Here is a 26,026-nt window from a genome sequence, read left to right as displayed (position 1 = left end):
GAACGGGGAACGGGGAACGGGGAACGGGGAACGGGGAACGGGGAAAAGCGTAAAAAGCAGGAGCTAAAAAGCAAGAGAAAAAAGCAAAAAAGACAAAAAGATCAAAAAGAGCGCTGCACCATCACCACCACTCGACCTTCGTGTTCCCCGCCCCCCATTCCCTGTTCCCCGCCTTCGACTCCATTCCCCGCTCTTAACCTCCAAGCCCTACCCCACATCCTGCTATCATTCGTCGTTTCTTCACGCCCGGTTCCGCTATGTCCGACGCCCTTACCTACCGCGCCGCTGGCGTCAACATCGACGCGGGCAATGCTGTGGTCGAACGCATCAAGCCCTTGGTCAAGCGCACATTTCGCCCGGAGGTTATGGGTGGGCTGGGTGGCTTCGGCGGATTGTTCGATCTAAGCGGCCGTTATAAAGAGCCCGTCCTGGTCTCCGGCACCGATGGCGTGGGCACCAAGCTCAAGCTGGCGCAGCAACTGGGCCGCCACGACACCATCGGCATCGACCTGGTCGGCATGTGCGTCAACGATGTGCTGGTGCAAGGCGCCGAACCTTTGTTCTTCCTCGATTATTTCGCCACCGGCAAGCTGGACGTGGACACCACGGTCGCGGTGGTCGGTGGCATCGCCAAAGGCTGCGAACTGGCCGGTTGCGCACTGATCGGCGGTGAAACCGCCGAAATGCCGGATATGTATCCGCCGGGCGAGTACGACCTGGCCGGGTTTACGGTCGGCGCAGTGGAGAAGTCGGCCCTGCTCAGTGGCGAGGCGATTGTCAGCGGCGATGTCATTCTCGGCGTGGCTTCGTCCGGCCCGCATTCCAATGGCTATTCGTTGATCCGCAAGATTGTCGACCGTGCCGGCCGCCCACTGGACCTCGACCTAGGCGGCGTGACCCTGGCCGATGCGCTGATGGCGCCGACCACGATTTACGTCAAAGCGATGCTGGATCTGCTCAAGAGCCAGCCCGTGCATGGCATGGCGCATATCACCGGCGGCGGACTGAAAGAAAACATCATCCGCGTGGTTCCGCAAAACCTCGGCGTGGCCCTGGATGCTTCCAGCATCGTGCTACCGCCGGTGTTCGAGTGGCTGATGCGTGAAGGCAACGTCGCTCGCGAAGAGATGTGGCGCACCTTCAATTGCGGTATCGGCTTCACGGTAATTCTGTCGCGCGAGAACGCTGCCGCCGCCAGCGCCCTGCTGAGCAAGCACGGCCTGGATAGCCGGGTGATCGGTGAAATCGTGCCAGCCCAGGGCGATGAACGCGTGCATATCGGCTGACCGACTGCAGCCCCGCGCATGTCCTCGCCACTTCGTATCGCCGTACTCGCCTCCGGGCGCGGCAGCAATCTGGCCGCCTTGCTCGCCGCGCATGAACGCGGCGAGTTGCCGGTCGAGTTTGTGCTGGTCGCCAGCGACAAGGCCAACGCGGGCGCACTTCGCCTGGCGGAAGCGGCGGGCATTCCTACCTTGGTGCTCAACCCGCGCGCCTATGCAGACCGTCTTGCGTTTGACCTGGATCTGTTTGCCCGGCTCGATGGCTGCGGCGCCGATGTGCTGGTGCTCGCCGGCTTTATGCGCATCATCGACGGCCAGGCACTCAAGCCCTGGGTCGGCCGCATGATCAATATCCATCCCTCCCTACTGCCCAAATATCGCGGCCTGCACACGCACCGTCGCGCACTGGAAGCAGGCGACGCCGAGCACGGAGTCAGCGTGCACTATGTCACCGCCGAGCTGGATGGCGGCCCGGTGATTGCCCAGGCACGCCTGGCCATACAGCCCGGCGATGACGAGCACACCCTGGCGCAACGCTTGCTGCCTTATGAACACCGCCTATTGCCCGCCGTGCTCAAGCTGATCGCCGACAAGCGCCTGCAGCTGGCTTCGCCCGATGGCGTTGCATTCGATGGTCGGCAGCTGTCAGCTCCTTTGCGTTTGCAAGGCGATCAACTCATCGGTTGATGGCTGCAGGTCATCGGTCAGCGACGCGAACTCCATCAATTCGCATCGCTCAATTTGCATCGGCGATGCTGGGGTCACGACGCACACCAGCAACCTGCGTTGTGCTCCATCACACGTTCAGCTGTGCAGCGTAGACTGCGGTCCTCATGACGACCCTCACATCACCCCGCAAACTCGCCGGCCTGGTGCTGGCCCTCTCAACCAGCGCAGCCTTCGCTGCCACCGCCCCCTCCACACCAACACCCTTCACCGCGACCTATCAGGTGTTACAGGGTGGCGAGGCGATTGGCGAAGCTACCTTGCATCTGACCTCCAGCGGCGACAACCACTGGGAATACAGCAACCAGACGCAAGGCACCTCGGGCATGGCAGCCGCGCTGGGTGCGAGCTCGAATGAAACCACACATTTTCGCTGGAACCAGGGCAGCGCGGAAACGGAAAGCTACGACTACCGTTTGAACGCTGCGATCAAAAACAAACAACGACACATCAAGGTCGACTGGACCACCAACCAGGTCAGCGTGGACGAAGGCAAGGGGCCAACTGTCTACGCCAGCGTTCCCGGCCTGATCGATCGCAACCTCGCCCCTTTCGCGGTCGGCCTGGCGCTACGTGACGGCAAGCAAGCCGTAACGCTGCCTGTCGCGGTCAGGCACAACGTCGAGAATCAGCAATTCAAGGTCGCCGGCAAAGATAGCGTGAAGGTACCGGCAGGTCAGTTCCAGGCCGTGCGGGTGGAGCGCGCCGATGCCGACAAATCGTTCAACGCCTGGTATGTACCGCAGAAGTATCCGGTGCCGGTAAAACTGGCACAAAGCGATGGCGGTAATCTGGTGCTGCAACTGGTGAGCTATCGCCAGCCGTAAAGCCAAACATCCCATCTCGCAGATCTGCAAGCAAAACGGGCCGCATATGCGGCCCGTTTTATATCCGGGGGCGACAGCACCCTCGGCTACGCCGCCATCATCAAGACGGCAAGCGACGAATCTTCGCCCCCAGCACGCCGAGCTTCTCTTCAATATTCTCGTAGCCGCGATCAATGTGATACACGCGATCCACCGTGGTATCTCCTTCGGCCACCAAGCCGGCCAGCACCAGGCAGGCCGAGGCACGCAGGTCGGTGGCCATGATCGGCGCGCCACTCATCTTGGGCACACCCTGGATGATGGCGGTATTGCCTTCAAGACGGATATCGGCCCCCAGACGCTGCAATTCATGCGCGTGCATGAAGCGGTTCTCGAACACCGTCTCGGTGATGACACCGACGCCTTCGGCCACGCAATTGAGCGCGGTGAACTGGGCCTGCATGTCGGTCGGAAACGCCGGGTAAGGCGCGGTGCTGATATTGACGGCTTTCGGGCGACGCCCCTGCATGTCCAGCTCAATCCAGTCCGCCCCGGTGGAGATATGCGCGCCAGCTTCCTCTAGCTTGGCCAACACCGCTTCCAAGGTATTGGCGCGGGCATTGCGGGCGCGCACCTTGCCGCCGGTCATCGCAGCGCCAACCAGGAAGGTGCCGGTTTCAATACGGTCAGGCAGCACTTCGTACTCGGCGCCATGCAAGCGCTCGACACCATGAATCACCATGGTGGAGGAGCCGGCGCCTTCGATCTGCGCACCCATGGCGATCAGGCAATGAGCCAGGTCGACAACCTCAGGCTCCTGCGCGGCATTTTCGATAATGGTGGTGCCGGAGGCCAATGCCGCCGCCATCATGATGTTTTCGGTGCCGGTGACGGTCACCATGTCCATCACAATGCGTGCGCCCTTCAAGCGCTTGGCCTTGGCCTTGATGTAGCCGTTCTCCACCGTAACCTCGGCGCCCAGCGCTTGCAGGCCACGGATGTGCTGATCCACCGGACGCGAGCCAATCGCGCAGCCACCCGGCAACGACACTTCGGCCTGGCCGAAGCGCGCCACCAGCGGCCCCAGCACCAGGATCGAGGCACGCATGGTGCGAACCAGGTCGTACGGTGCGATATGGCTATTGATATGGCTGGGGTCGACATGCATTTTCATGCGATCGTCCAACACCAGCTGCACACCCATCTGGCCAAGCAGCTCGATGAACGTAGTGACGTCATGCAGATGCGGCACATTGCTGATCGCCACCGGCTCATCGGCCAGCAAACAAGAAGCGAGAATCGGCAGCACCGCGTTCTTGGCGCCGGAAATGCCGACCTCGCCATGCAGCGGCACGCCGCCGCTAATCAGGATCTTGGCCATCGTTGTCCTTACAAAATGGTGGAGTGGAAAGTCGCGTGGCGGGCCGCAGGTCAGCGGCGCGACGCGGCTTCCTCTGGGGTCAGGGTTTTCAGCGCCAGCGCGTGAATCGCGCCACCCATCAAATCCCCTAGCGTGGCGTACACCAGCCGATGCCGCGCTAGCGGCAGCTTGCCGGCGAATTGGCTAGCGACCACTTCGGCTTCGAAATGCACTCCGTCGTCGCCATTCACGTCAGCCTGCGCACCGGGTAAGCCGTTCTCGATCATTGCCTGGATGGTGGCAGCGTCCATGGGGGTTCCTACTTGGAATATCTACTGGGAAAAGCTGTACAACAACGGCGTGAATTCGAGGCAAACCGAACCCAATGCGTCGTTATATGACGGTAAAATGCGAATGTGCCATGGTAATGGAAATCTTCTGTCACAGAAACGACAGGTTAAGCTTCCGACCAGCCGGCAAGCGCCGACCGACACCGGCCAGGCCAGTGTTTATGCGATGAATCACAGGGTAGTGAGATGAAAGACTATCATTCGCCCCGCGCCGTGATGACTTACCGGTTCGACCAACTCCCGAGGATGCATGAACGCACACATTGCCAGCCCCACTAAGCCCGCCCCCGAGCCAGCCACGGCCATCAACGGCGAGGCGCTGGTGCGCAGTGCGCGCACCGTCATCGCCACCGAAGCCGCAGCGATCCACGCGCTGGAGCCGCGCATTGGCCAGGCCTTTGTCGAGGCTTGCCGGTTGATTCTCGGTTGCGCCGGGCGAGTCGTGGTGACCGGCATGGGCAAATCCGGGCATGTGGGGCGCAAGATCGCCGCCACCCTCGCCTCGACCGGTACCCCGGCGTTCTTCGTCCACCCGGGCGAAGCCAGCCATGGCGACCTGGGCATGATCTTGCCGCAGGACGTGGTGCTGGCCCTGTCCAACTCCGGCGAAAGCGATGAGGTGTTATTCATCTTGCCGGTGATCAAGCGCCAAGGCATCCCGCTGATTGCCATCACCGGCAACGAACAGTCCTCACTGGCGACTCAGGCCGACTTGCACCTGGACACCAGCATCTCCGTCGAGGCGTGCCCGCTGGGGCTGGCCCCCACCGCCAGCACCACCGCCGCCCTGGTCATGGGCGATGCGCTGGCGATTGCCCTGCTGGAAGCCCGCGGCTTCACCTCGGAAGATTTCGCCCGCTCGCACCCCGCCGGCAGCCTTGGCCGCCGCCTGCTGATGCATATCAGTGATGTGATGCATACCGGCGACGGCATCCCGGTCGTCACCCAGGATGCCAGCCTGACCCAGGCCCTGGTCGAAATGACCCGCAAGCACCTGGGCATGACCGCCGTGGTCGACGCCGAAAACCACCTGCTGGGCGTGTTCACCGACGGTGACTTGCGCCGCGCACTGGATGACGTCGGCGTGGATTTGCGCGGCGCCACTGTCGCCTCGCTGATGACCCGCGGCCCGAAGACCATCAGCGCCGACAAACTGGCGATCGAGGCGGCCCAGTTGATGGAAAAGCACCAGATTCACGCTCTGCTGGTGGTCGACCACGAACACCGCGTCGTTGGCGCGTTGAACATTCATGATCTGCTCCGCGCCCGCGTGGTCTGATAGCTGACTCAGGGGCAGCCCAGCGCCCCTTCCACTCCCTCACTTAGACCCGCCTCGTGCCGCCTACCCCTTATCTCGCTCAGCTTCCTGCCGACCTGCTTGCCCGTGCCGCAAAAATTCGCGTCGCGGTCTTCGACGTGGACGGCACCCTCACCGATGGCCGGTTGTGGTACAGCGAAGGTGGCCATGAAACCAAGGTATTCCACGTGCACGACGGCCTTGGGCTGAAGCGCTTGCAAGCCAACGGCGTGCAGGTGGCGATCATCTCGGCACGCATCAGCCATCCGGTCGCCCTGCGTGCCGAAGAGCTGGATATCAACCACGTCTACCAGGGCCAGAACGACAAGCGCGCCTGCTTGCTGGAGCTGCTCGACGCCTTGAAACTGACCCCGGATCAAGCCGCCTTCGTCGGCGACGACCTGCCCGACCTGCCGCCGATGAACATCGTCGGACTCGCCGTGGCGGTAGCCAATGCTCACCCATGGGTTGCCGAACAGGCGCATTGGCAAACAGAGCGCAAAGGCGGCAAAGGCGCCGCGCGCGAGGTTTGCGACCTGATCCTCGCCGCGCAAGGCAAAAGCGCTGCAGAACGAGCACATTGGCAATGAAGCTCCCCGGCTTTCTGCGTGATCGCGGCCTACCGACAGCAATCGTCCTGCTCGGACTGGCCACCGCCCTGGTGCAATTTCTGTACTGGTGGATCGCCCCTGCGCCCAAGGTCAACGAATTCGTCGGCCCGCCGCGCTCCGGCTACACCCTGACCAATTTCAAGCTGTACGCCTACGACGTCGACGGCCTGCCCAGCTTTCGCATGCACGCGCCGCACCTGGAGCGCCGCGAAGGCGACGAGTCGCTGTATATCAACACGCCAAAATTCGAGCTGCCTTCCAACGAGCCGACCGTGCCCAACTGGGAAGGCGAATCGCTTTACGGCTGGGTCGACAAGGCCGGCACCCTGCTCAAGCTGCAAGGGCCGGTTTATATGCATCGCCCCGCTTATGCCGATGGACCGGCGGCGGACCTGCACACCACCGACGTCACCGCCTGGCCAAAAGAAAACCGCATGGAAACCGCCGCGTCGGCACAGATGACGCAAGGCGACAGTAGAATGAACGGCGTCGGCATGCGTGCCAACCTCAACGATAATCATCTGGAGCTGCTCGATGAAAGCCACGGCTCGTTCCCGCCGCGCAAACCCAAGTCTTAAAGGTCTGGCCCTGCAAGGCTTCGGCTTGCTGTGCCTCGGCCTGCTCATCACGCAGCCCGCCCTGGCCAAGAAGGAAGACCGCCAGAAGCCGATGGACTACGTGGCCAAATCCACCGAGGCGTTCAATGCGCCCAACACCATCAGCACGCTGACCGGCAATGTAAAAATCACCCAGGGCACCCTGGTCGTGACCGGCGCCGTGGCCAAGATTCACCTGGATGCCGACCAGCAGATTTCGCGCGTGGTGGTCACCGGCACGCCCGGCACCCCCGCACACATCCAGCAGCTCGATGAAAACAACAATCTGATGCAAGGCGATGCCGCCACCCTCGACTACGACAATATCAACGGTATTGCCGTACTCACCGGCAACGCCGTGGTGACGCAGGCGACTCGTGGCGAATTTCACGGCGACAAGCTCACCTACAACACCGACACCAGCCTGATCACCGGCGAGTCGGCCGGTCAAAAGCTGGTCTCGGGTACCTTCCTGCCCAAGCCCAAGCCCGCCACGGCCAAGCCGGCCGCGCCGGCCACACCGCCCGCAACCACGCCTACGCCCCCACCCGCTGCCGAACCGGCGCAGGGCAAATAACCCATGCTGTCAGCTGAAGGTCTGCAGAAAAGTTTTCGCACACGCCAAGTCGTACGTGATTTCGCATTTTCGATACGCGAAGGTGAAGTCGTCGGCCTGCTCGGCCCCAACGGCGCGGGTAAAACGACCTGCTTCTACATGGTGGTCGGGCTGATCGAAGCCGATGCCGGCACGATCAAACTCGACAAGCAGGACATCACCAGTTTGCCCATGCACGCTCGCGCCAAACTCGGCATCGGTTATCTGCCGCAAGAGGCCTCGGTGTTTCGCCGGCTCAGCGTGGCCGACAACATCATGGCGGTGCTGGAGTTGCGTGAGAATATCGACGCCAAGCAACGCTCCATGGAACTGGAAGGATTGCTCGACGAATTGAAGATCGGCCACATCGCCACCCAAAAAGGCATCAGCCTTTCTGGTGGCGAGCGCCGCCGTGTCGAAATCGCCCGCGCACTGGCCGCGCAACCGCGCTACATGCTGCTGGACGAACCCTTTGCCGGCGTCGACCCGATCTCGGTCGGTGAAATCCAGCGCATCGTGCGCCACCTGAAAGAGCGCGGCATCGGCGTACTCATCACCGATCACAACGTGCGCGAAACCCTAGGCATTTGCGACCGCGCCTACATCCTCAATGATGGCGAAGTGCTCTCCCGAGGCACCCCCGCGCATATTCTTGCCGACGAAAAAGTGCGCGAAGTCTATCTGGGCCGCGAGTTCAAGCTATAAGGCCCCAGACCACCGGCATGCCCTCCGCCATGAGGGCATCCCGATAACTGTTCTATCTGCCATGGTGCGGGCGGCATCACAATGCCGTTGGCATTTCGTGCGCTGTGTGTGCTTCTGCATATAGCCGCATCCCCCGCTTAGGGTTACGATGAGCCGAGTTTATTTGACCCGGCTGGTATGAAACCCGGACTGCAGTTTCGCCTCAATCAACAGCTCACCCTGACGCCTCAGTTGCAACAGGCTATCCGCCTTCTGCAACTTTCGCAGCTGGAGCTGGAGGCAGAGTTGCGTCAGATCGCCGAAAGCAATCCGCTGCTCGAATTTTCCGAAGACAGCGAAGAGAGCAGCGACGATGCCGCAGAAGATGCCGGCTTCGAGCCCGAGCCTGTTCCCGCGCAAAAAACCAGCAGCGACGACAGCGGCGATAGCGGCGACGCCGATATTCCCGACTGGGCCGATAGCCGCGGCGAAGATCCGATCGATTTCTCAAGCAACGGCAGCGGCAACAGCCTGACCCGTGCGAACAACAGCGGCGACGAAGACAACCTCGAGCCGCAAAATGCCGCGCCGGTAAGCTTGCAAGAGCACCTGCTGTGGCAGCTCAATCTGGCGCACTTGAGCGCGCGCGAGCTAACCATCGCCACGGTGCTGATCGATGCCCTCAATGCCGACGGTTACCTGGCCGAGGGCTTGGATGCTGTCGTCAGCGCCCTGCCTCCGCACTTCAAGGCAACCGCCGAAGAAGTGGATCAGGTACGCCGCCAACTACAGCGCTTTGACCCCACCGGCGTGGCCAGCCTGGATCTGCGCGATTGCCTGCGCGTGCAGCTGGAGCAGTTCGACCGGGCCACGCCACAACTCGAGCTGGCATTACGCATCGTCGACAACGAACTCGAACTGCTGGCACGCAACGACATCGCCAAACTGGCCCGTCGCCTGCGCGCCGACACCGACGATACCGCCGCCGCCGCCGTCTTGATCCGCAGCCTCGATCCGCGCCCCGGCGCGGCCCTGGACACGACGCCGGTGGAGTATGTCGCTCCCGATGTTTACGCGCGCAAAGAAGCCGGCCGCTGGCGCGTCAGCCTGAATCCCGATTGCCAGCCACGGCTGGGCTTGAACCAGCACTATTGCAACCTGATCGCTCAAGCACGCGGCGAAGACGCCAGCTGGATGCGCGGACAGATGCAAGAAGCCCGCTGGCTGATCAAAAGCCTGGAATCACGCGCCGAAACCCTGATCAAAGTCGCCGACGCCATCGTGCGCAGGCAAAGCGCCTTTCTCGACTACGGCCCCGAAGCCATGCATCCGCTGGTGCTGCGCGAAGTCGCCGAAGAAGTAGGCATGCACGAGTCGACGATTTCACGTGTAACTACACGTAAATACATTCACACACCGCGCGGCACCTTTGAGCTCAAGCACTTCTTCTCCAGCGGTGTGGCCACCGAGGACGGCGGCAGCGCCTCGGCCACCGCCATTCAGGCCATGCTGCGCAAGCTGATCGACGCCGAAGACGCGCGTAAGCCGCTATCTGACCAGGCGATTGCCGCTGAACTGCACCGCAAAGGCATTCAGGTGGCTCGCCGTACCGTCGCCAAATATAGGGAGGCCATGCGTATTCCAAGTTCCAGTGAACGCCAGCGCGGCGGCTAACAACCTGTTCAAAGCTGCTGTGCCGGTCACACCGTAGCGTGCAGAAAATCACGCAACAACATACGGCTAACCATTGCGGAACTTGCTTGTGCGATAAACGTCCCATACCTCAATGATTGAGGGTGCGCAGCCAAGGCTTCACTTCACGACTCGCGCATCGACCCACGCCGCGCAATGCGGTTAGCACTAGAGGAGGCGCAACATGCAATTCCAACTCAGCGGTCAACAGATCGAGATCACTCAAGCCCTGCGGGATCGCGCGACGAGTAAGCTGGATCGACTCACCCACCTCGACGACAAGATTCTCAGCCTGAGCATCGTGCTCTCGATCGACAAACTGCAGCAGTGCGCCGAAGGTACGCTTGCCGTCAAAGGCACGACCCTGCACGCCGAGGCCAAAGAGCCTGACATGTATGCGTCCATTGATTCCTTGATTGAAAAACTCACCCATCAGCTGCGCAAGCATCGCGAGAAGATCAACGACAAGCACCAGCGCGAAGTGCGCGAGGAACGCCAGTACGGTTGATCCGCGGCGATAACGCCATGAAAAGCCCGCCTCCCGCCGAGGCGGGCTTTTTTATGCGCCCCATCGGCCGCCGTACCCCAAGCGGCAGCTTAAAAAAGCATCATCCTGGCCAAACTGGCACAATGTGCCCTGCTGCCGCAGCTGCCGCCAGGCTTGTCACGCGGTACAAAGGACCGGGATTGGATCGCCTTACTGCACGACAACTCTACGATGGCGTTCACGAGCGCATGGCCCTGCGCTGGGTTTCCGGCATGCGCGGCGAGTCGCGCGTGCTCGAGCAAAACATCACCAAAAGCCGACGCCCCTCGCTGATTGGCTATCTCAACGTCATCTATCCGAACAAAATCCAGATCATCGGCACCGAAGAGCTGAATTTCCTCGATGGCCTCGACTCACGCCAGCGCTGGGAAGCGATCAACAAGATCGCCGCCTACCAGCCGGCCGCGCTGATCGTCACCAAAGACCAGACCATTCCGGCGGATCTGCGGGAAGTTGCCGAAGAAACCAACACGCCCCTATGGATCAGCTCCAAACGTGGTCACGAGCTGCTGACCTGGATGCAGTACTACCTGGCCCGCATGCTGGCTCCGCGCATCACCCTGCACGGGGTGTTTCTCGAGGTCTTTTCGATCGGCGTGCTGATTACCGGAGAATCGGGCTCGGGCAAAAGCGAGTTGGCGCTGGAACTGATCAGCCGCGGGCACCGCTTGGTAGCGGACGACGCGACCGAATTCACCCTGATCGCACCCGACGTCATCGACGGCACCTGCCCCGAGTTGCTGCAGGACCTGCTGGAGGTTCGCGGCCTGGGCGTGCTCAACGTACGTGAGATGTTCGGTCACACGGCGGTCAAGCCATCCAAATATCTTCGTGTGGTGATCCATCTCAAACCACTGCGAGACGGTGAAGATACCGACGGCATGACCCGCCTCACCGGCGACGTCGGCCAGCGCGAAATCCTGGAGGTACAAGTGCCGATGATTACCATCCCGGTCGCGCCTGGCCGCAACTTGTCGGTACTGGTGGAAGCGGCCGTGCGCAACCATGTACTGAAGAGCAAAGGCATCGATCCGGCGCAGACCTTTATTGACCGCCAGGCGCACCAGATGCGCCGGCTGCCACCTTGGTGATCTCGTGAGCATGAACGAAAGCGACACGTCACTGCTGGTTCCCGCCATCGAGCCGGATGACGTCCATCTCATCGTACTCACCGGCATGTCCGGCGGCGGCAAAACGGTAGCTCTGCGCGCGCTGGAGGATCTCGGCTTCTATTGCGTCGATAACCTACCCACGCCGCTGCTATTGCAACTGGTGCGCTCGGTGATTCAGAACGATGGCACCCAGCAGCACCGGCATATCGCGGTGGGCGTGGATATTCGCAACCGTGGCGGCGGTTTTCAAAACATGCCCGCCGTACTGTCGGAATTGGCCGGCGCCGGCGTACATGTCCATCTCATTTTCATCGACTGCCGCGACGATGTGCTGATCAAGCGTTACTCCGAGTCGCGGCGGCGACACCCACTGTCGGTCAAAGGCTTCTCGCTGGCCGATGCCATTGCCGAAGAGCGCCGCGTGCTGCGTCCGCTGACGGCACTCGCCGAAAAAGTGATCGACTCCAGCGAACTCAACGTGCACCAGCTGCGCCGCTTGATCACCACCGGCTACGCCGAGGCGACCAAGGGCATGACGCTGATGTTCGAGTCGTTTGCATTCCGTCGTGGCCTGCCACCCGATGCCGACTTTGTCTTCGACGCGCGCTGCCTGCCCAACCCACACTGGGACGCCAAACTGCGCCCCTACTCCGGCCGCGATGCGCCGGTGCGCGAATACCTCGACCAGCAACCACTGGTAAGCGAGTACTTCGCCGATACCGCGCGCTGGCTCGATGCCTGGCTGCCACGTTTCGAGCAGGACGATCGCAGTTACGTCACCATCTCGGTCGGTTGCACCGGGGGCCGTCACCGCTCGGTCTACCTGACCGAAAAACTCGCCGCCTACTATCGCGCTCACCGCGATAGTGTGCTTACCTTTCACCGCGAACTTGAGTAACCACCATGCCTGTTAATCACCATCATCAGGAAGGTACGCCCTCATGAGCGTCGGTGTGCTGCTAATGACACATGAGGCGGTCGGCAAAGCACTGATCTCGGCCACCCTGCATGTGTTGCCCAAGCTGCCGTTGCGTGTAGAAGCCGTCGAAGTACCGGCGCAAGCCGATCCCGATGTAATGCGCACGCTTACCGCGCGCCATGCACGCGAACTGGATCAAGGCGACGGGGTGCTTGTTTTGGCTGATTTGTACGGCGCCACACCGTGCAATATCGGTTTATCGCTCAGCTCGCTGGGCGTTCGCTTGCGCTGCGTATCGGGGCTAAACCTGCCGATGCTGCTGCGTGTACTCAACTATGCGGAAAAACCATTGGATGAGCTGGCGGAAGTTGCCGCCAGCGGTGGCCGCGGAGGGATATTCATAGATCATGCTTGAGAAAGAAATTATCGTATCCAACAAGCTCGGCCTGCATGCGCGCGCCTCGGCCAAGCTGGTACAACTGGTGCAAGGGTTCAAATCCACGGTCTGGCTCATCAGCAGGGGGCGCGAAGTCAACGCACAAAGCATCATGGGCGTCATGATGCTGGCTGCCGGCATCGGCACACCGTTGACCATTCGCGCGGAAGGTGCCGATGAAGAAACCGCACTCAACTCGGTAGTCGCGCTGTTCGATCGCAAATTTGATGAAGGTGCTTGACCTAATTTAACGCGGGGAACAGGGCGTAGGAAGCGGGAAACCGCATACTCACCTTCAACCGTCGATGCCGGGTGGCGGCTCATTGACCGATGTCCGGGCGATGAACTCCACCAGCCAAGCTGCCGCACCGAACCACTCCCCCTTCCCTGTTCCTCGTTTCCAGGCACCTATGAGACATCTTCTAACCGGCACTACCGCTGCGCGAGGCATGGCCCTGGGCCGCGCTCGCCTGGTGCAGCCGAATCGCCATCTGGTCGATAAGCGCCCGCTGGCCGAAGAAGAGATCGAAACCGAACTGGCTAACCTGCACCGCGCGCTGGAAGCCGCCCGCCTGGAACTACGCGAGCTACGCGAAAAACTGCACGGCGCGCTGGCCTGCGAAGTCAGCGAGTTCATCGATACCCATAGCCTGCTCCTGGACGACCAAGAGCTGCTGCGTGGGCTGGATGACTTGGTGCGCATCGGCCATTACCGCCCCGGCGCGGCATTGAAAAAACAGCGCGACCGCCTAGTCGCGGTCTTTGAGGCCATGGACGACCCCTATTTGCGCAGCCGCAAAGAGGACATCGACCAGGTCATCAACCGGGTGATCTCCGCGTTGCAGCGACAAACCAGCGTGGAGGAACGCAAGCTCGCCGCACGCGTCGGCGAAATCTTGATTGCCGACACCATCGCCCCTGCCGACATGGCCCATCTGGTCGGCAACGGCCTGCTCGGTGTCGTCGCCAGTTCCGGCAGCGCGTATTCGCACAGCGCCATTCTCGCCCGCAGCCTCGACCTGCCCATGTTGGTCGGCGTGCGCGATGCACTGTCCACCATCCACGACGACGATCTGATCCTGCTCGACACCGAGCGCGGCGAAGTGGTGGTGCACCCCACCGCCCAAGACCTCGCGCTATATCGGGCCAAGCAACGCGAAGCCGCGCAGGAAGGCCGCCGGCTCGCCACCCTGGCGAACGCACCGACGCGCACGCTCGACAAAGTCGACATCCGCCTGCTGGCCAATGCCGAGATGCCTGCCGACATCGCCATGGCGCGTGCGCGCGGTGCCGATGGCGTCGGCCTCTACCGCACCGAGTTCCTGTTTCTGCGACACAAAGGGCTGCCCTCGGAAGACGAGCAATTCATCGCCTACCGCGATCTGGTGCTCGGCATGGGCGGCCTGCCCGTCACCATCCGTACGCTGGACCTGGGCGCCGACAAAGCCGACGCCGCCGGCTTGGTATTGCGCGGCGAAGACAACCCCGCCCTCGGCGTGCGCGGTGTGCGCTTGTCGTTGCGCTACCCGGCCGTGTTCACCACCCAGATCCGCGCCATTCTGCGCGCCGCCTGCTACGGCCCGGTACGCGTGCTGGTGCCGATGGTGACGCAGCCCGACGAACTCATCGCGGTGCGCACGCTGTTCAAATTGGCGCGGCAGGATTTGAAACGAGAGAACATCGACCTGCCGGAAAAACTCGCACTCGGCGCGATGATCGAAGTACCCGCGGCAGCGATCAATGTACGGGCACTGCTTGAGCATGCCGATTTTCTGGCTATCGGCACCAACGACCTGGCCCAGTACGTGCTCGCGGCCGACCGCGGCAACGATGGCCTGGAGAATATCTACAACCCGCTGCAACCGGCCCTGCTTCGCTTGATTTCACACGTGATCGGTGCCGGTCGACGCGCTAAAAAGCCGGTCAGCCTGTGTGGTGAAATCGGCGGTGACGTGAACTTCACCGCGCTGCTGCTTGCGCTGGGCCTGCACGAATTCAGCATGCATCCCAGCCAGCTGCTGCACGTACGCGACCGCCTCGCCACGCTCGACCACGGTGCGCTGCGCCGGCTTGCGCCGCACCTGATGCGCGCGCATACGCACGAACAAGTCGAAGCGCTGCTGACCCAGCTCGCCGGCGAAACTACAACCTGACCGCCCGCGCCTTCTTTCGTCCCGTTGGGGCGAAAGAAGGCAGTACATCGCCATCGGCTTTCGCCAGAAAAGCGTCGATCAACGCCCCACGGTATTTCTGCCGATGCAGCAGCAGCGAAAGCTTACGGCGCAAATCGAGAAACGGTGTCGTCAAAGCCTTCAGCCGACCCGCCGCCAAGGCATCGATGACTGCGACCTCAGGCAAGCAAGCGATGCCCAGCCCCGCCACCACGGCCTGCTTGATCGCCTCAGCCTGATCCAGTTCCAGCGCTGTTTCGCCCGGTGGCAGTTGCGCCAGCACCCGCTCGGTGGTCGCGCGGGTCGCCGAGCCCGGCTCTCGCAATACCCAATGCGCACCGGCGAAATCGCTGGGCCGCAGACGGCTTTTGCGCGCCAGCGGATGATCAGGCGGCGCGCACACCACCAGCACATCGTCACGCCAAGGGCGCAACTCCAACATCGGGTGCGCCACCGGCCCCTCGACACACCCCACGTCCAGCGTGTGATCGAGCAAGGCGGCGGCGATCGCATCGGTATTGGCCACGCGCAAACGGATGGCCACATGCGGGTGGGCGCGCACAAAATCGCCAAGCAACTCACCCACACGATAATTGCCCACCGTATTGCTGGCGCCGATCCGAAACTCACCGTTCAAGGCCTCGGTGCTGCCGCTGCCGAGACGGCCAAATTCCGCGTGACGCTCCAGCAACTCCTGCGCCAACGGCAGCAGCTCGCGCCCGCGGGTATTCAAGCGCAGACGGCCCCGCTCGCGGGCAAATACCGGGGTGCCCAGCAGTCGCTCCATTTCCGCCAACGCCATGCTGGCGGCAGGCTGGGTTAGGTGCAGTTGCTCCGCCGCGGCGCGCACGCTGCCTAACGATGCGGTTTGTACAAACACTTCAAGCTGGCGCGGGCTGATGTTGATCATGGATGGATTCTATACAGAATTCCGCCTTTACATAAAATACATTTATACAAACCATCAGATATTCCAAGTTTTACTGATGGATGACGGCGAGGACAATGGCCCCATTGCCAGGAGCTCGTCATGTCCGCCACCACCCTTCCCCTTGCCACCCCCTCGCTGCGCCAACGCACCCCCGGCCTGCTGCTCACCGTCGCCATTGCCCTGGCCGCTCTGGGGCTGGGTCGCCTGGCACCGCTGATCGGTGGCCCGGTCTTCGGCATCGTGCTTGGCATCCTGGTACGCAACCTGGTGTCTCCTGGCGGCCACTACACCGCGGGCATCCAGTTCGCCGGCAAGCAGGTGCTGCAATGGTCGATCATCGCACTCGGCTTTGGCCTGAGCCTGGATCAAGTAGCAAAGACCGGCCTGGAATCGCTGTCAGTAACCCTGGTGACCATGACGGTGGCCTTTCTGACCGCCTGGCTGCTTGGCCGCGTGCTTGGGGTGCCGGACAAGCTGAAGATCCTGATCGGTGTCGGCACCGCGATCTGTGGCGGCTCGGCGATTGCCGCGGTCACGCCAATCATCAAGCCAGACGATCACGACACCGCCTTTGCCATCTCGACCATTTTTCTGTTCAACCTGGTGGCTGTGCTGCTGTTCCCCCTGCTGGGCCACCTGATGCATCTGTCGGATCTGGGCTTTGGTTTGTGGGCCGGCACCGCCATCAATGACACCTCCTCGGTCGTCGCCGCCGGCTACAGCTTCAGCAAAGAGGCCGGCGACTACGCCACCATCGTCAAACTGACCCGCGCCACCCTGATCATTCCCGTCTGCCTGGCGCTGGCCTTTGCCGTGGCCTGGCGTGAAAAACGCAAAACCAGCGCCAGCGGCGTTGCCAGCGATTTCAGCCTGAGCAAGATCTTTCCCTGGTTCATCCTGTGGTTTCTGGTCGCCTCGGGCGTGCGCACAATGGGCCTGATCCCGACCGCGATTCAACCCGCCATCCATCTTGCCGCCGAGTTCCTGATCATCGTCGCACTGACCGCGATCGGCCTGTCCGCCAACCTGCGCCGCATGGCATCGACCGGCGCCCGCCCCATCCTGCTTGGCCTGGGCGTATGGGTCGCGGTATCGGTGAGCAGCCTGCTGGTGCAGCTGGCGATCGGGCAGCTGTGATTAGGGCGGGGAACGGGGAACGGTAAGAGCATCGCGCTCCGTCACCTTCGAAGCGCTTTCCGCCGCACTACCTCGAGCACCTGAATCTGTTGCCGCACGCCTCAGCTTCGCCGCTCCCCGTTGCCGGTTCCCCGCCCCTGCTCCATCAGGGTCAACGCGACCTTGTCGCGCAGATAAACCGGCAAGGCGAGTTCGGGCGCCTGGGCGCGGCCGGCCTTGAATTCACGGGCGGCCAATTCGGCGATATGCCGGGCTTGCGGGTAACGCACGCCATCGGCCTCGCGCAGGCTTCCGGTCAAACGGGTGCGGATGACTTCGGCATAAGTCGCCCAGCCGCTGCCGACCACTTGCCAGGCCGCGGCGTCGGGCAGGGTCAATGCCTCGGCGCTACATACGCGCTCGGTGTCCAGGGCGATCAGACCGCCGTTATCGTCACGACGATAACTGGCGGCGTAGATTTCACCCATGCGGGCGTCGATGACCGCCAGAATCGCCGCGTCATCGTCGGGCGCCTCCAGCGCCAGTGCCGCCAGTGAGGAAATGGTGATCACCGGCAGATCCAGCGCCAGCGCCATACCCTGCGCCAACGACACGCCCAGCCGCACCCCGGTAAATGCATGTCGACCCAGACCCGCCTCGGCAAGCAAGGCATCGGCCATCGGCAACACCAGTTCAGCATGGCGGCGCGGGGCAAGTTCACTGCGGGCAATTACTTGATCACCATGGATCAAGGCAACGGAGCAGGCTTCAGTAGCAGTTTCAATGGCGAGCAGATTCATGATTTCCCCATGGTAACCGCTTCGACTGGCGAAGCCGATGCGGTCGCGGGCGCGTAGGCGTACCAATCGATGCGGCGAGTGAGATACATCATCAGTGCCAAGGTGACGAGCAATACCATGGCGCCCATCAACAAAGCGTATTGCTCAGCGACGATCAAGCCATAAAGCATGGCGTAGATCAGCGCCAGCACGCCGCCCAGCAGCAAGCCCGCGCGACGCGCCTGCAACATGGCTGTCGCATAGCCACTGACCATGATCACCACCGCCATCGACGCGACGACATAGGCCCAGTCAAAGCCGATTTGTTCGGACAACGCCAGTAGCAGCACATAAAAGGTAGTCAAGGCCGCACCTACCAGCAGATATTGCAACGGATGCACGCGCAATCGTCGCAGCACTTCGAGCAGAAAAAATGCGACGAAGGTCAGCGCAATGAATAGCAAACTGTATTTACTGGCGCGTTCGTTGCGTTGATAAACATCCGCCGGTTGATACAGCTGCACGCCGAATGCCGATGACTGCAAATCGCCGGCATCCAACTCGCTCTTGCCACCCCAGTGCTGGCCATAGCTGCGATTGAGATCAAGCATATGCCAGCGCGCACTAAAACCTTGCGCATCGACCGACCGCTGTTGAGGCAATAGCGCACCGACAAAACTGGGATCAGGCCACGGCGCTTGTATATGTACATCGGTGGTGCGTGCCAACGGCAGCAGCTGCAACGACTCCGTACCGGCCACTTTGAGCTTGACCACGAACTGAATGGGCTGATGGCCCAAGGCGTTCAAATCCACCGGCACCACCACGCTGGATAAACCACCGGAGTGCTCCGCCGACGAAGCAAAGCGGCCAGGCCGTCCATTGATCGTCAGCTCGGTCACCTCCTGCAAACCGCGTAGATCGCTCAACAACAAGCGCAGCTCCGCTTTGTCGTTTTGCCATTCTGCCGAACTCATATGCCGAAACTGCGCCAGATCCTCCGGCAAAAAACGACCGCTCATCTGCACCGTCGACACATACACCGGCGCGCTGTATATGCCGTAGCTACGTGTATGCACCGCCATGACGACATCCATCGTCACGCTATCGGCCAGCACCATTTCCGTGGATGTCTCCACCTTGGGTATCGAATCTTGCGTCGTGCCCACCAAGCGTTGCGCCGGCACCGCCAGCATCAGCCCGCCCAGTACTTGGGGGCCACCCCAGCCCTGGGCAATTTTTGCCACTGTCGTCTCGCGTAATTGCTGCCGCTCGGCGATCAAGCCATGAACCTGCAACAAGGGAATCAACATCAGCAACGCCAGTAAACCGACGCCCAGCACCTTGGCCGTCAACGTGCGCATCCAGCTTGCCATGCCGTCCTTCCTTTGAGAATCGAGGCCTCGATCAAAACAAAGCCAGCGGCGATCAGGCTGACCATATCGGGCGATGTTGGGCCCGCAACATGGCAGAACCCTGCTCAAGACGGCACCCAAAGCCGTCTCAAAAAACGCCACGGCACAACCCGCCAGGCGTAAGGCCATGACGGCGCCATGCGAGGTCATTACCTGTGACGTAATCGACGCGCTGCGATAGCGGCTGCAATCTAGCCACATCAACCACACACACAGGAGCTACACCATGCACCACGCCAACAACCTCGTCGAACGCTACATCCAGAGCTGGAACGAAACCGATGCATTGCGCCGCCGCGCGCTGATCGAAGACATCTATACCGAGCACGCCGGCTACACCGACCCGATGATTTCCGCCAAAGGCTGGGAGGCCATCAACGCCACCATCGGAGCCGTGCAGAACATGTTTCCCGGTCATATTTTCAGCCTGGCGGGCGAGGTCGATGCACACCACGACATGCTGCGCTTCCAGTGGCATTTGGCGACACCCGGTGCCGACGAACCGCTGGTCATCGGTTTCGATGTGGCCGCACTCAACGAGGGCCGCATCCAGCAGATCTATGGGTTCCTCGACAAAGTCCCGCTCGCCGCATAAAGCCGCATGCCGGTGCGCGGCCAGCGCCGCGCACCGAATATCTGATCCAGGTTCATCAGCCCACCCGCGATCACATCGGCTTGATCCAGATGCTGCAACTCAATTTCAACAACGATGTGCGACGTGAAATGCATGTGTTCAAGATGCCGACGCTAATCATTCAAGGCGGTCGCGACAGCAACCCGCCCAAGCTCACCGGGCTGCGTACCGCGGCGATGATTCCCGGCAGTCAGCTGGGTTTTTATGCCGATGCTCCGCACGGGCTGATCGACACGCACAAGCACGCCTTGAACAGCGATTTGCTTGCCTTCATCAGCGAAGCGCCATCGATCAAAGCCGCGGCGTGAGCGTGTGCCTTCTTGCACACTCAGTGTGCATGCGCACTGGCTAAGATCGCTCGATGAATGCCCTCATGTCCGATACCTGCCGCCCTGTCGGCGACCTACTCCGCGAATGGCGCCGTCATCGGCGCCTAAGCCAACTTGACCTTGCCTCCGGCGCCGAGATCTCGACCAGGCATTTGAGCTTTGTCGAATCAGGTCGCTCACAACCGAGCCGCGACATGATTCTGCACTTGGCCGAATACCTCGATGTACCGCTGCGCGAACGCAATGCCCTGCTGGTTGCCGCCGGTTTCGCGCCGATATTCAATCAACGCCATCTGCACGACCCCGCGCTGGATGCCGCCCGGCATGCGATCGATTTGCTGCTCAAAGGCATGGAGCCCTACCCGGCCCTGGCGATCGACCGTCACTGGCACTTGGTGAGCAGCAACCAGGCCGTGCTGCGTTTGCTGGCGGGCGTGCCCGAGGCGCTGCTGCAACCGCCGATCAACGTGCTGCGTTTAAGCCTGCACCCGGCCGGGCTCGCACCCAGAATTCACAACTTGCCGCAATGGCGTGAGCACTTGCTAAGCCGTCTGCGCCGTCAGATCGATGCCAGCAACGACCCGCAACTGATCGAACTGCTGCGCGAACTGCAAGCACTGCCCGCGCCGCCATATGAGCCGGGCAGCCCATCCTCGGACATCGCCGTGCCCCTGCAGTTGGAGATCGACGGCCGCATGCTTTCCTTGCTCAGCACGACCACCGTATTCGGCACACCGGTGGATATCACCCTCGCCGAACTGGCGCTCGAAGCCTTCGTGCCGGCAGACGAAGCCACCGCCGAACACCTGCGCGATATGGCCAGACCAGGCTAAAGCCGGCCACGGCCACCCTCCATGCATCGATTGAAACCCGGGGCGGCCGGGTGGTTATCGCTGGCCATCCGGCCTGCGAATGAACTTTCGACCGGCCGCAACGCCTGGCGAGCTGGCACAACGCGCGCTGTATCAATCGTCACGGCCCCCCTGACCGGCCATAGCCAGATCCCCGGCGATTGGGCAGGATAGCGCCGCCACACCGGTACCGCAGGCAGTGGTGCCGCCAACCCTACGGAGAAAGCGTCGATAACCATGAGCGTCCTGTACGATCTTTCATCACGCGCAGTAAGGTCTCTTTACGACGCGCGTATCTCGACACCACCGGTGCTGGACACAGAGGCATGGTTCCCGGACGCAAAGAAATTCGTCGATGCCTGGCCGCTGTTACGTGACGAGGCACTCGCCTTGGCCAACCGCCTGCACACCGTGCCGCGCTTCCATGAGCTGATGGCCGAGCAGGCCGATATCTCCGCCAATGACGGCCGCGACTGGCGTATGTTCTTGTTGAAAGTCTACGGCGTCGATGTGCAGCAGAACATGGCGGTCTGCCCCGAACTGGCCAAACTGGTCTCGTCGATACCTGATGTGTTGTCGGCCACCCTGTCATTTCTGGCGCCACATAAACATATCCCGCGTCACCGCGGCCCTTTCAAAGGTGTGCTGCGTTTTCAGCTCGGCCTGTCCGTGCCGCTGGCGGCCGATGGCCGGCCCGCGGCAATATTGGCGCTGAACGACCACGAACATTTGATCGGCGACGGCGAATGCCTATTGTGGGATGACACCTATCCGCATGAAGTCTGGAACCATAGCGACCAGGTGCGTATCGCGCTGCTGCTCGATGTACGCCGACGCAGCATGCCGATGGATATGGCCCTGCTATCACGGCTGTTGATCGCCGCGATCGGCGCCCATGTCAGGTGGCGAGGCGTACCCGGCGTTTCATGACCTGGCTGCGCGGATGGCCCCGGCGCACGCGCCAGCAGCAAGCCCCACGCGACTAGGCATCTTCGCCCGCATCGGCCGCCACCTGCGCAAAAAACGCCTGCACCTGGGTCAGCTCGCGCGTGCGCGGCATCGGTGGCAGGCTGGCCATAAATAGACGTCCATATCCTTTACCGGTCAAGCGCGGGTCGCACAGCACCAGCACACCGCGATCGTTGACGTCGCGAATCAACCGGCCCACCCCCTGCTTCAGGGCGATCACCGCACTCGGCACCTGCCAGCCCATGAACGGGTTGATGCCGGCGTGTTCCAGTGCATATAAACGCGCCTGCAGCACTGGATCATCCGGTGCCGCAAACGGCAGCTTGTCGATAACCACCACCGACAACGCCTCACCTGCTACGTCCACGCCCTCCCAGAAACTTGCCGCGCCCAACAACACACCATGGCCGCTGGCGCGAAACTCTTCCAGCAAACGGTGCCGTGGTGCATCGCCCTGCACAAACAGCGGCCACGGTACGCGCGCTTGCAGCAGCTCCGCCGCTCGACGCAACGCACGGTGCGAGGTAAACAGCAGAAACGCACGACCGTTGGATGCGTGCAACACCGGCAGCACCGCATCGATCACCTTCTCGGTATATTCGCGCGCCGCCGGGTCGGGTAACGCCGACGGCAGATAGCACAACGCCTGGGCGGCGTAGTCAAACGGGCTTTCCAGACTTAGCGTGTGCGGATCGTCAAGACCGAGCTGGCGGGCAAAGTGATCGAAGTTGCCCGCCACCGACAAGGTGGCCGAGGTGTGAATCCACGCCGCCTGGGTCCGCTCGCGCATGCTGCGTAACGGTGCGGCGAGATCCAGCGGCGTGGCATGCAGTGAAAACCCGCGCGGAAACTGCTCGTACCAGCGCACGTCTTGTTCGCCCTGCTCTTCGACGATGCGATCGAGCCGCTCGGTCAGATTCGATGCGCGCTCGTGCACGTTGGCGAAACCACGCGAACGTTCCGCCTGGGCCGCCAGCACATCGGTCAATGTCGCCATCAACTCACGTAGATCATGCAAGGCAACCCGTACCGACGCGCTGGCCTCCAATTGCTGAAAGGCACCGCGCTGCGGTAACGGGTCCAGCGCCAGCCGCAACTTGCGCACGGCCTCCTGCAAGGCCTCCACCGGCTCCAGCAACATACCGATCGCACCGGTGATGCCAGTGCATTCATTCAAGCTGTCTTGCGCCAGCTCGGTGACCTGGCGCGCGCTGATGCTTTGCGAAAAAAACTGCCCGGCCAGCTCGGGAATTTGGTGCGCTTCATCCAGAATGAATGCTTGCGCCCCCGGCAGAATCTCGCCGAAGCCTTCTTGCTTCAGCGCAAGATCGGCGAACAGCAAATGATGATTCACCACCACCAGATCCGCCTCTTGCGCCTCGCGCCGTGCCTTCACCACATGGCAGTCGTCGTAGAACGGGCACTCCACGCCCAGGCAATTTTCTGGCGTGGAGGTCACTCGCGGCCACAGCGGCGACTCCTCTGGCACTTCGGCCAGCTCCATCCGATCGCCGCGCCGCGTGCGTGCCGACCACGCGCGAATCGCCGCCAATTGCGCCGCCTGCGTACGATCAAACGTGGCGCCTTCACGCACGGTTTGATCAAGCCGATAAAGACACAGGTAATTGGCCCGGCCTTTGAGCAAGGCGGTTTTCAGGCGCGCATCGAGTACCGAGCGCACCTTGGGCAGATCGCGAAAATACAGCTGATCCTGCAAGGCCTTGGTGCCGGTCGAGACAATCACCCGCTGCCCCGACAACAACGCCGGCACCAGGTAGGCATAGGTTTTACCGGTGCCGGTGCCAGCCTCGGCAATCAGCGTTTCACGTTCTTCGATGGCGTGCTGCACGGCGCGCGCCATCACCTGCTGCGCCTCGCGCGGGGCGAAATTGGGTAACTCGCGGGCAAAGGGGCCATCCGCGCCGAGCAGCGCGGACATGTCGTCGTGGTCAGTCATCGGTGCAGTATCGCCGAGTACAGCCACTACCGCGAGCAAGCGGCAACGCTCAGCTCAGCGCGCGCCCTCAGTCTTCACCTTCGCCGCATGCACCAACACCTTGCTCGGCCCGAAAATCACCCAGCTGACGCCAGCCAGCACCCAGACACCGATCGCGCCATAAAGCATGACCACGCCGAAGCTGTGCGCGAGCGCGGCGCGCACCACCGAAGCCGCCCCCTCCAGTCGGAAAAGCTCAGGCATATCGTGACCGAGCGAAGCAGTGTTTCCGGCGGCTATGCTCTCTGCCAGTAAGCGCAGTTGCGCCGTATTCAATGCGCCATGAAAAGCGCTTTTTACCTGCGCGAAAATACCTTCCAGCAAGAGCAACCCCATCAGCGCGATATTGATCGCCAGGGTGATCAACCGAGCGCTCATATCCATCCCCGAAGCCATGCCCGCACGAGCACTCGACACTGAGCCGGTTGTCGTATTGGTCACCGGGGTATTGGTTAAACCCAGCCCGATTCCCGCCAGCAGACAACCGGGAAGCATAGTCAGCCAGCTGGCATGCTCGGCCCGACTGCCGTACCTCATCAAAAAAAAGCCCAGGCCGATGGTGAACAGCCCCCACGGGATCACCACGCGCGGCTGGTAACGCAACGAAAGCCGCTCGGCCAGCGGCGGCATCACCAAGGTCGGCAGCGTATAAGCCAGCAGCGACAAACCCGCGGCGACGATGCCGTAGCCCAACGCACTCTGGAAATAAATCGGCAGATAAATCATGAACGGCCAGAAGCTGAAATTCATGCCGATCGATCCGATCAAGGCGCCCGAAAAATTGCGTATCTTGAAAACGGAAAAATCAAACATCGGATGCGGATGCAGCTTTTCCACGCAGATAAAAGCGATAAAGCTCACCACCGAGGCCGCGATGATGGCAATGGCCTTGCCGCTGCCGAAACCCAGATCCGGCCCCTGCGTAATGAAATAAGTAAGCCCCAGCACCGACAACGAAAGCGTGACGATGCCGAGCCTATCCAGCTTTTTCGCCTGCGGATCGCGCGACTCCTCCACGCCACTGAAAACCAGCATCAAGGTCAACGCCGTCAACAAGACATGCACCAGAAACACCCACTGCCAGTTCGACAGCGCAACAATCATCCCGCCGATGATCGGCCCAAAACCCAGCCCGACACCAAATACGATGCCCCAGATAGCAAAGGCCCGGCTACGCTGCCTGCCGTCCTGGAATTGATGCGAAAGCACCGCGATCTGACAGATCAGCATCACCCCGCCACTCATCCCCTGCAAAAACCGGCTGGCGATCAACACCGAGACGTTTTGCGCCAAACCGCAGATCAGCGAAGTCATGCCGAACAACGCCAGGCCGATCACCAGCATGCGCCGCCGGCCGTAGCGATCAGCCAAGGTGCCGGCCGCCATCAACACGGTGGTGCAGGCAATCGTGTAGGCATTCATGATCCACTGCATGTCTTTAAAATCGCCACGCAGCACCGTTTCAAGCGTAGGCAAAATCACCGGCACGCTGGAAATTTCCAGGCCGAACATCAGCGCGGTCAAACAAATCGCCGCTAAGGCGACGGTGTTTTTCCTGGCGGGGGAGAAGGTCATGGTTCGCGCTTTCCAACGTGGGTTTAGCCCTCCCAGCAGACTGCCGGCGGGTGTGCTGATAGCGCGATTCATGGCGACCAGCACCTCGGCGCCGCCGAGGCTGATCGGCGAGCCAGCGACAAACGCTTGACCACGGCTCACCGCCGCCATGGCTGAGCTGCATCGATTCCGGGTTCAGCGTTAGAGCAGCATCGGGAGGGGATGGCGGCGATTCTGGGGCAAGCCACTTCATGATAGAAATGATTT

At 61.7% G+C, this 26,026-nt stretch carries 27 protein-coding genes; 20 read left to right on the top strand and 7 right to left on the bottom strand.

What is annotated here, in order from left to right:
* The first annotated feature begins 257 nt into the window (after window positions 1-257).
* The 3 genes from purM (at window position 258) to OUZ52_RS07170 (ending at window position 2,836) form a co-directional block, all read left to right on the top strand.
* Window positions 258-1,286: a phosphoribosylformylglycinamidine cyclo-ligase gene (gene purM / locus OUZ52_RS07180; RefSeq protein WP_266157698.1), complete on the top strand. Its 1,029-nt coding sequence runs from the start codon at window positions 258-260 to the stop codon at window positions 1,284-1,286.
* An 18-nt stretch (window positions 1,287-1,304) separates the two neighbouring features.
* Window positions 1,305-1,970, top strand: coding sequence for a phosphoribosylglycinamide formyltransferase (gene purN / locus OUZ52_RS07175; RefSeq protein ID WP_266157697.1), 666 nt, complete (start codon window positions 1,305-1,307; stop codon window positions 1,968-1,970).
* A gap of 146 nt (window positions 1,971-2,116) precedes the next feature.
* A complete protein-coding gene (locus tag OUZ52_RS07170) occupies window positions 2,117-2,836 on the top strand; it encodes a DUF3108 domain-containing protein (protein WP_266157696.1) in 720 nt (239 codons plus the stop codon).
* Window positions 2,837-2,936: 100 nt separating this feature from the next.
* Here OUZ52_RS07170 and murA read toward each other — a convergent pair whose 3' ends face one another.
* Both murA and OUZ52_RS07160 read right to left on the bottom strand, forming a co-directional pair.
* On the bottom strand, window positions 2,937-4,196 hold the full coding sequence (gene murA / locus OUZ52_RS07165; RefSeq protein WP_266157695.1) for a UDP-N-acetylglucosamine 1-carboxyvinyltransferase: 1,260 nt from the start codon (window positions 4,194-4,196) through the stop codon (window positions 2,937-2,939).
* A 50-nt stretch (window positions 4,197-4,246) separates the two neighbouring features.
* Window positions 4,247-4,486: a BolA family protein gene (locus OUZ52_RS07160; protein WP_266157694.1), complete on the bottom strand. Its 240-nt coding sequence runs from the start codon at window positions 4,484-4,486 to the stop codon at window positions 4,247-4,249.
* Window positions 4,487-4,775: 289 nt separating this feature from the next.
* Between OUZ52_RS07160 and OUZ52_RS07155 the strand changes: the two genes are divergently transcribed.
* The 12 genes from OUZ52_RS07155 to ptsP all read left to right on the top strand — a co-directional run bounded on the left by OUZ52_RS07155 (window position 4,776) and on the right by ptsP (window position 15,167).
* Window positions 4,776-5,804: a KpsF/GutQ family sugar-phosphate isomerase gene (locus OUZ52_RS07155; RefSeq protein ID WP_266157693.1), complete on the top strand. Its 1,029-nt coding sequence runs from the start codon at window positions 4,776-4,778 to the stop codon at window positions 5,802-5,804.
* Between the two features lie 56 nt (window positions 5,805-5,860).
* A complete protein-coding gene (locus OUZ52_RS07150; RefSeq protein ID WP_266157692.1) occupies window positions 5,861-6,412 on the top strand; it encodes a KdsC family phosphatase in 552 nt (183 codons plus the stop codon).
* Window positions 6,409-7,011 carry an LPS export ABC transporter periplasmic protein LptC gene (gene lptC / locus OUZ52_RS07145; protein WP_266157691.1) on the top strand — a complete coding sequence of 201 codons (603 nt, stop codon included), beginning with the start codon at window positions 6,409-6,411 and terminating at the stop codon, window positions 7,009-7,011. The genes OUZ52_RS07150 and lptC overlap by 4 nt, the downstream gene beginning before the upstream one ends.
* On the top strand, window positions 6,968-7,606 hold the full coding sequence (gene lptA / locus OUZ52_RS07140; RefSeq protein ID WP_266157690.1) for a lipopolysaccharide transport periplasmic protein LptA: 639 nt from the start codon (window positions 6,968-6,970) through the stop codon (window positions 7,604-7,606). The genes lptC and lptA overlap by 44 nt, the downstream gene beginning before the upstream one ends.
* A 3-nt stretch (window positions 7,607-7,609) precedes the next feature.
* On the top strand, window positions 7,610-8,329 hold the full coding sequence (gene lptB / locus OUZ52_RS07135) for an LPS export ABC transporter ATP-binding protein (protein WP_266157689.1): 720 nt from the start codon (window positions 7,610-7,612) through the stop codon (window positions 8,327-8,329).
* A 177-nt stretch (window positions 8,330-8,506) separates the two neighbouring features.
* Window positions 8,507-9,982 (top strand): RNA polymerase factor sigma-54, encoded by a 1,476-nt coding sequence (locus tag OUZ52_RS07130; RefSeq protein WP_266157688.1) that lies wholly within the window; start codon window positions 8,507-8,509, stop codon window positions 9,980-9,982.
* A gap of 202 nt (window positions 9,983-10,184) precedes the next feature.
* A complete protein-coding gene (gene hpf, locus OUZ52_RS07125) occupies window positions 10,185-10,508 on the top strand; it encodes a ribosome hibernation-promoting factor, HPF/YfiA family (RefSeq protein WP_266157687.1) in 324 nt (107 codons plus the stop codon).
* A 179-nt stretch (window positions 10,509-10,687) separates the two neighbouring features.
* Entirely contained in the window at window positions 10,688-11,638 is a 951-nt protein-coding gene (hprK, locus tag OUZ52_RS07120) for an HPr(Ser) kinase/phosphatase (protein WP_266157708.1), read from the top strand.
* Window positions 11,639-11,648: 10 nt separating this feature from the next.
* The gene (gene rapZ / locus OUZ52_RS07115; RefSeq protein WP_266157707.1) at window positions 11,649-12,557 is read left to right on the top strand and encodes an RNase adapter RapZ; all 909 of its coding nucleotides are present in this window, start codon (window positions 11,649-11,651) and stop codon (window positions 12,555-12,557) included.
* A gap of 43 nt (window positions 12,558-12,600) precedes the next feature.
* Entirely contained in the window at window positions 12,601-12,993 is a 393-nt protein-coding gene (locus tag OUZ52_RS07110; protein WP_266157686.1) for a PTS sugar transporter subunit IIA, read from the top strand.
* Window positions 12,986-13,255 carry an HPr family phosphocarrier protein gene (locus tag OUZ52_RS07105; RefSeq protein ID WP_266157685.1) on the top strand — a complete coding sequence of 90 codons (270 nt, stop codon included), beginning with the start codon at window positions 12,986-12,988 and terminating at the stop codon, window positions 13,253-13,255. Before OUZ52_RS07110 ends, OUZ52_RS07105 begins: the two co-directional genes overlap by 8 nt.
* Window positions 13,256-13,424: 169 nt before the next feature.
* Window positions 13,425-15,167: a phosphoenolpyruvate--protein phosphotransferase gene (gene ptsP, locus OUZ52_RS07100; protein WP_266157684.1), complete on the top strand. Its 1,743-nt coding sequence runs from the start codon at window positions 13,425-13,427 to the stop codon at window positions 15,165-15,167.
* On the opposite strand, the gene OUZ52_RS07095 is transcribed toward ptsP, so the two are convergent.
* Window positions 15,157-16,095: a LysR family transcriptional regulator gene (locus tag OUZ52_RS07095; RefSeq protein WP_266157683.1), complete on the bottom strand. Its 939-nt coding sequence runs from the start codon at window positions 16,093-16,095 to the stop codon at window positions 15,157-15,159. The two genes, ptsP and OUZ52_RS07095, sit on opposite strands and share 11 nt — an antisense overlap.
* 120 nt (window positions 16,096-16,215) lie before the next feature.
* Here OUZ52_RS07095 and OUZ52_RS07090 point away from each other — a divergent pair, with 120 nt between their 5' ends.
* A complete protein-coding gene (locus OUZ52_RS07090; RefSeq protein WP_266157682.1) occupies window positions 16,216-17,253 on the top strand; it encodes a YeiH family protein in 1,038 nt (345 codons plus the stop codon).
* Between the two features lie 101 nt (window positions 17,254-17,354).
* Here the strand turns inward: OUZ52_RS07090 and tsaB are convergent, their stop codons facing one another.
* Together tsaB and creD are read right to left on the bottom strand one after the other, a co-directional pair.
* Window positions 17,355-18,032, bottom strand: coding sequence for a tRNA (adenosine(37)-N6)-threonylcarbamoyltransferase complex dimerization subunit type 1 TsaB (tsaB, locus tag OUZ52_RS07085; RefSeq protein ID WP_266157681.1), 678 nt, complete (start codon window positions 18,030-18,032; stop codon window positions 17,355-17,357).
* The gene (gene creD / locus OUZ52_RS07080; protein ID WP_266157680.1) at window positions 18,029-19,387 is read right to left on the bottom strand and encodes a cell envelope integrity protein CreD; all 1,359 of its coding nucleotides are present in this window, start codon (window positions 19,385-19,387) and stop codon (window positions 18,029-18,031) included. The genes tsaB and creD overlap by 4 nt, the downstream gene beginning before the upstream one ends.
* A 265-nt stretch (window positions 19,388-19,652) precedes the next feature.
* Between creD and OUZ52_RS07075 the strand changes: the two genes are divergently transcribed.
* From OUZ52_RS07075 to OUZ52_RS07060, 4 genes are all read left to right on the top strand, one after another.
* Window positions 19,653-20,021, top strand: coding sequence for a nuclear transport factor 2 family protein (locus OUZ52_RS07075; RefSeq protein ID WP_266157679.1), 369 nt, complete (start codon window positions 19,653-19,655; stop codon window positions 20,019-20,021).
* Window positions 20,022-20,110: 89 nt separating this feature from the next.
* Window positions 20,111-20,368: an alpha/beta fold hydrolase gene (locus OUZ52_RS07070; protein WP_266157678.1), complete on the top strand. Its 258-nt coding sequence runs from the start codon at window positions 20,111-20,113 to the stop codon at window positions 20,366-20,368.
* A 53-nt stretch (window positions 20,369-20,421) separates the two neighbouring features.
* Complete coding sequence (locus tag OUZ52_RS07065; RefSeq protein WP_266157677.1) at window positions 20,422-21,222, top strand: helix-turn-helix domain-containing protein; 801 nt, start codon at window positions 20,422-20,424, stop codon at window positions 21,220-21,222.
* A 255-nt stretch (window positions 21,223-21,477) separates the two neighbouring features.
* The gene (locus OUZ52_RS07060; RefSeq protein ID WP_266157676.1) at window positions 21,478-22,170 is read left to right on the top strand and encodes an aspartyl/asparaginyl beta-hydroxylase domain-containing protein; all 693 of its coding nucleotides are present in this window, start codon (window positions 21,478-21,480) and stop codon (window positions 22,168-22,170) included.
* A gap of 52 nt (window positions 22,171-22,222) precedes the next feature.
* On the opposite strand, the gene yoaA is transcribed toward OUZ52_RS07060, so the two are convergent.
* Both yoaA and OUZ52_RS07050 read right to left on the bottom strand, forming a co-directional pair.
* Window positions 22,223-24,166: a DNA repair helicase YoaA gene (gene yoaA / locus OUZ52_RS07055; RefSeq protein WP_266157675.1), complete on the bottom strand. Its 1,944-nt coding sequence runs from the start codon at window positions 24,164-24,166 to the stop codon at window positions 22,223-22,225.
* Window positions 24,167-24,220: 54 nt separating this feature from the next.
* Window positions 24,221-25,930 carry an MFS transporter gene (locus tag OUZ52_RS07050; protein ID WP_266157674.1) on the bottom strand — a complete coding sequence of 570 codons (1,710 nt, stop codon included), beginning with the start codon at window positions 25,928-25,930 and terminating at the stop codon, window positions 24,221-24,223.
* Window positions 25,931-26,026 lie beyond the last annotated feature (96 nt).

Source organism: Dyella silvatica (assembly GCF_026283955.1).
In the GTDB taxonomy this organism is placed as follows: Bacteria; Pseudomonadota; Gammaproteobacteria; order Xanthomonadales; family Rhodanobacteraceae; genus Dyella_C; species Dyella_C silvatica.
The sequence above is the reverse complement of the archived record's forward strand: the minus strand, read 5'-3'. Positions and strand labels throughout refer to the sequence as shown.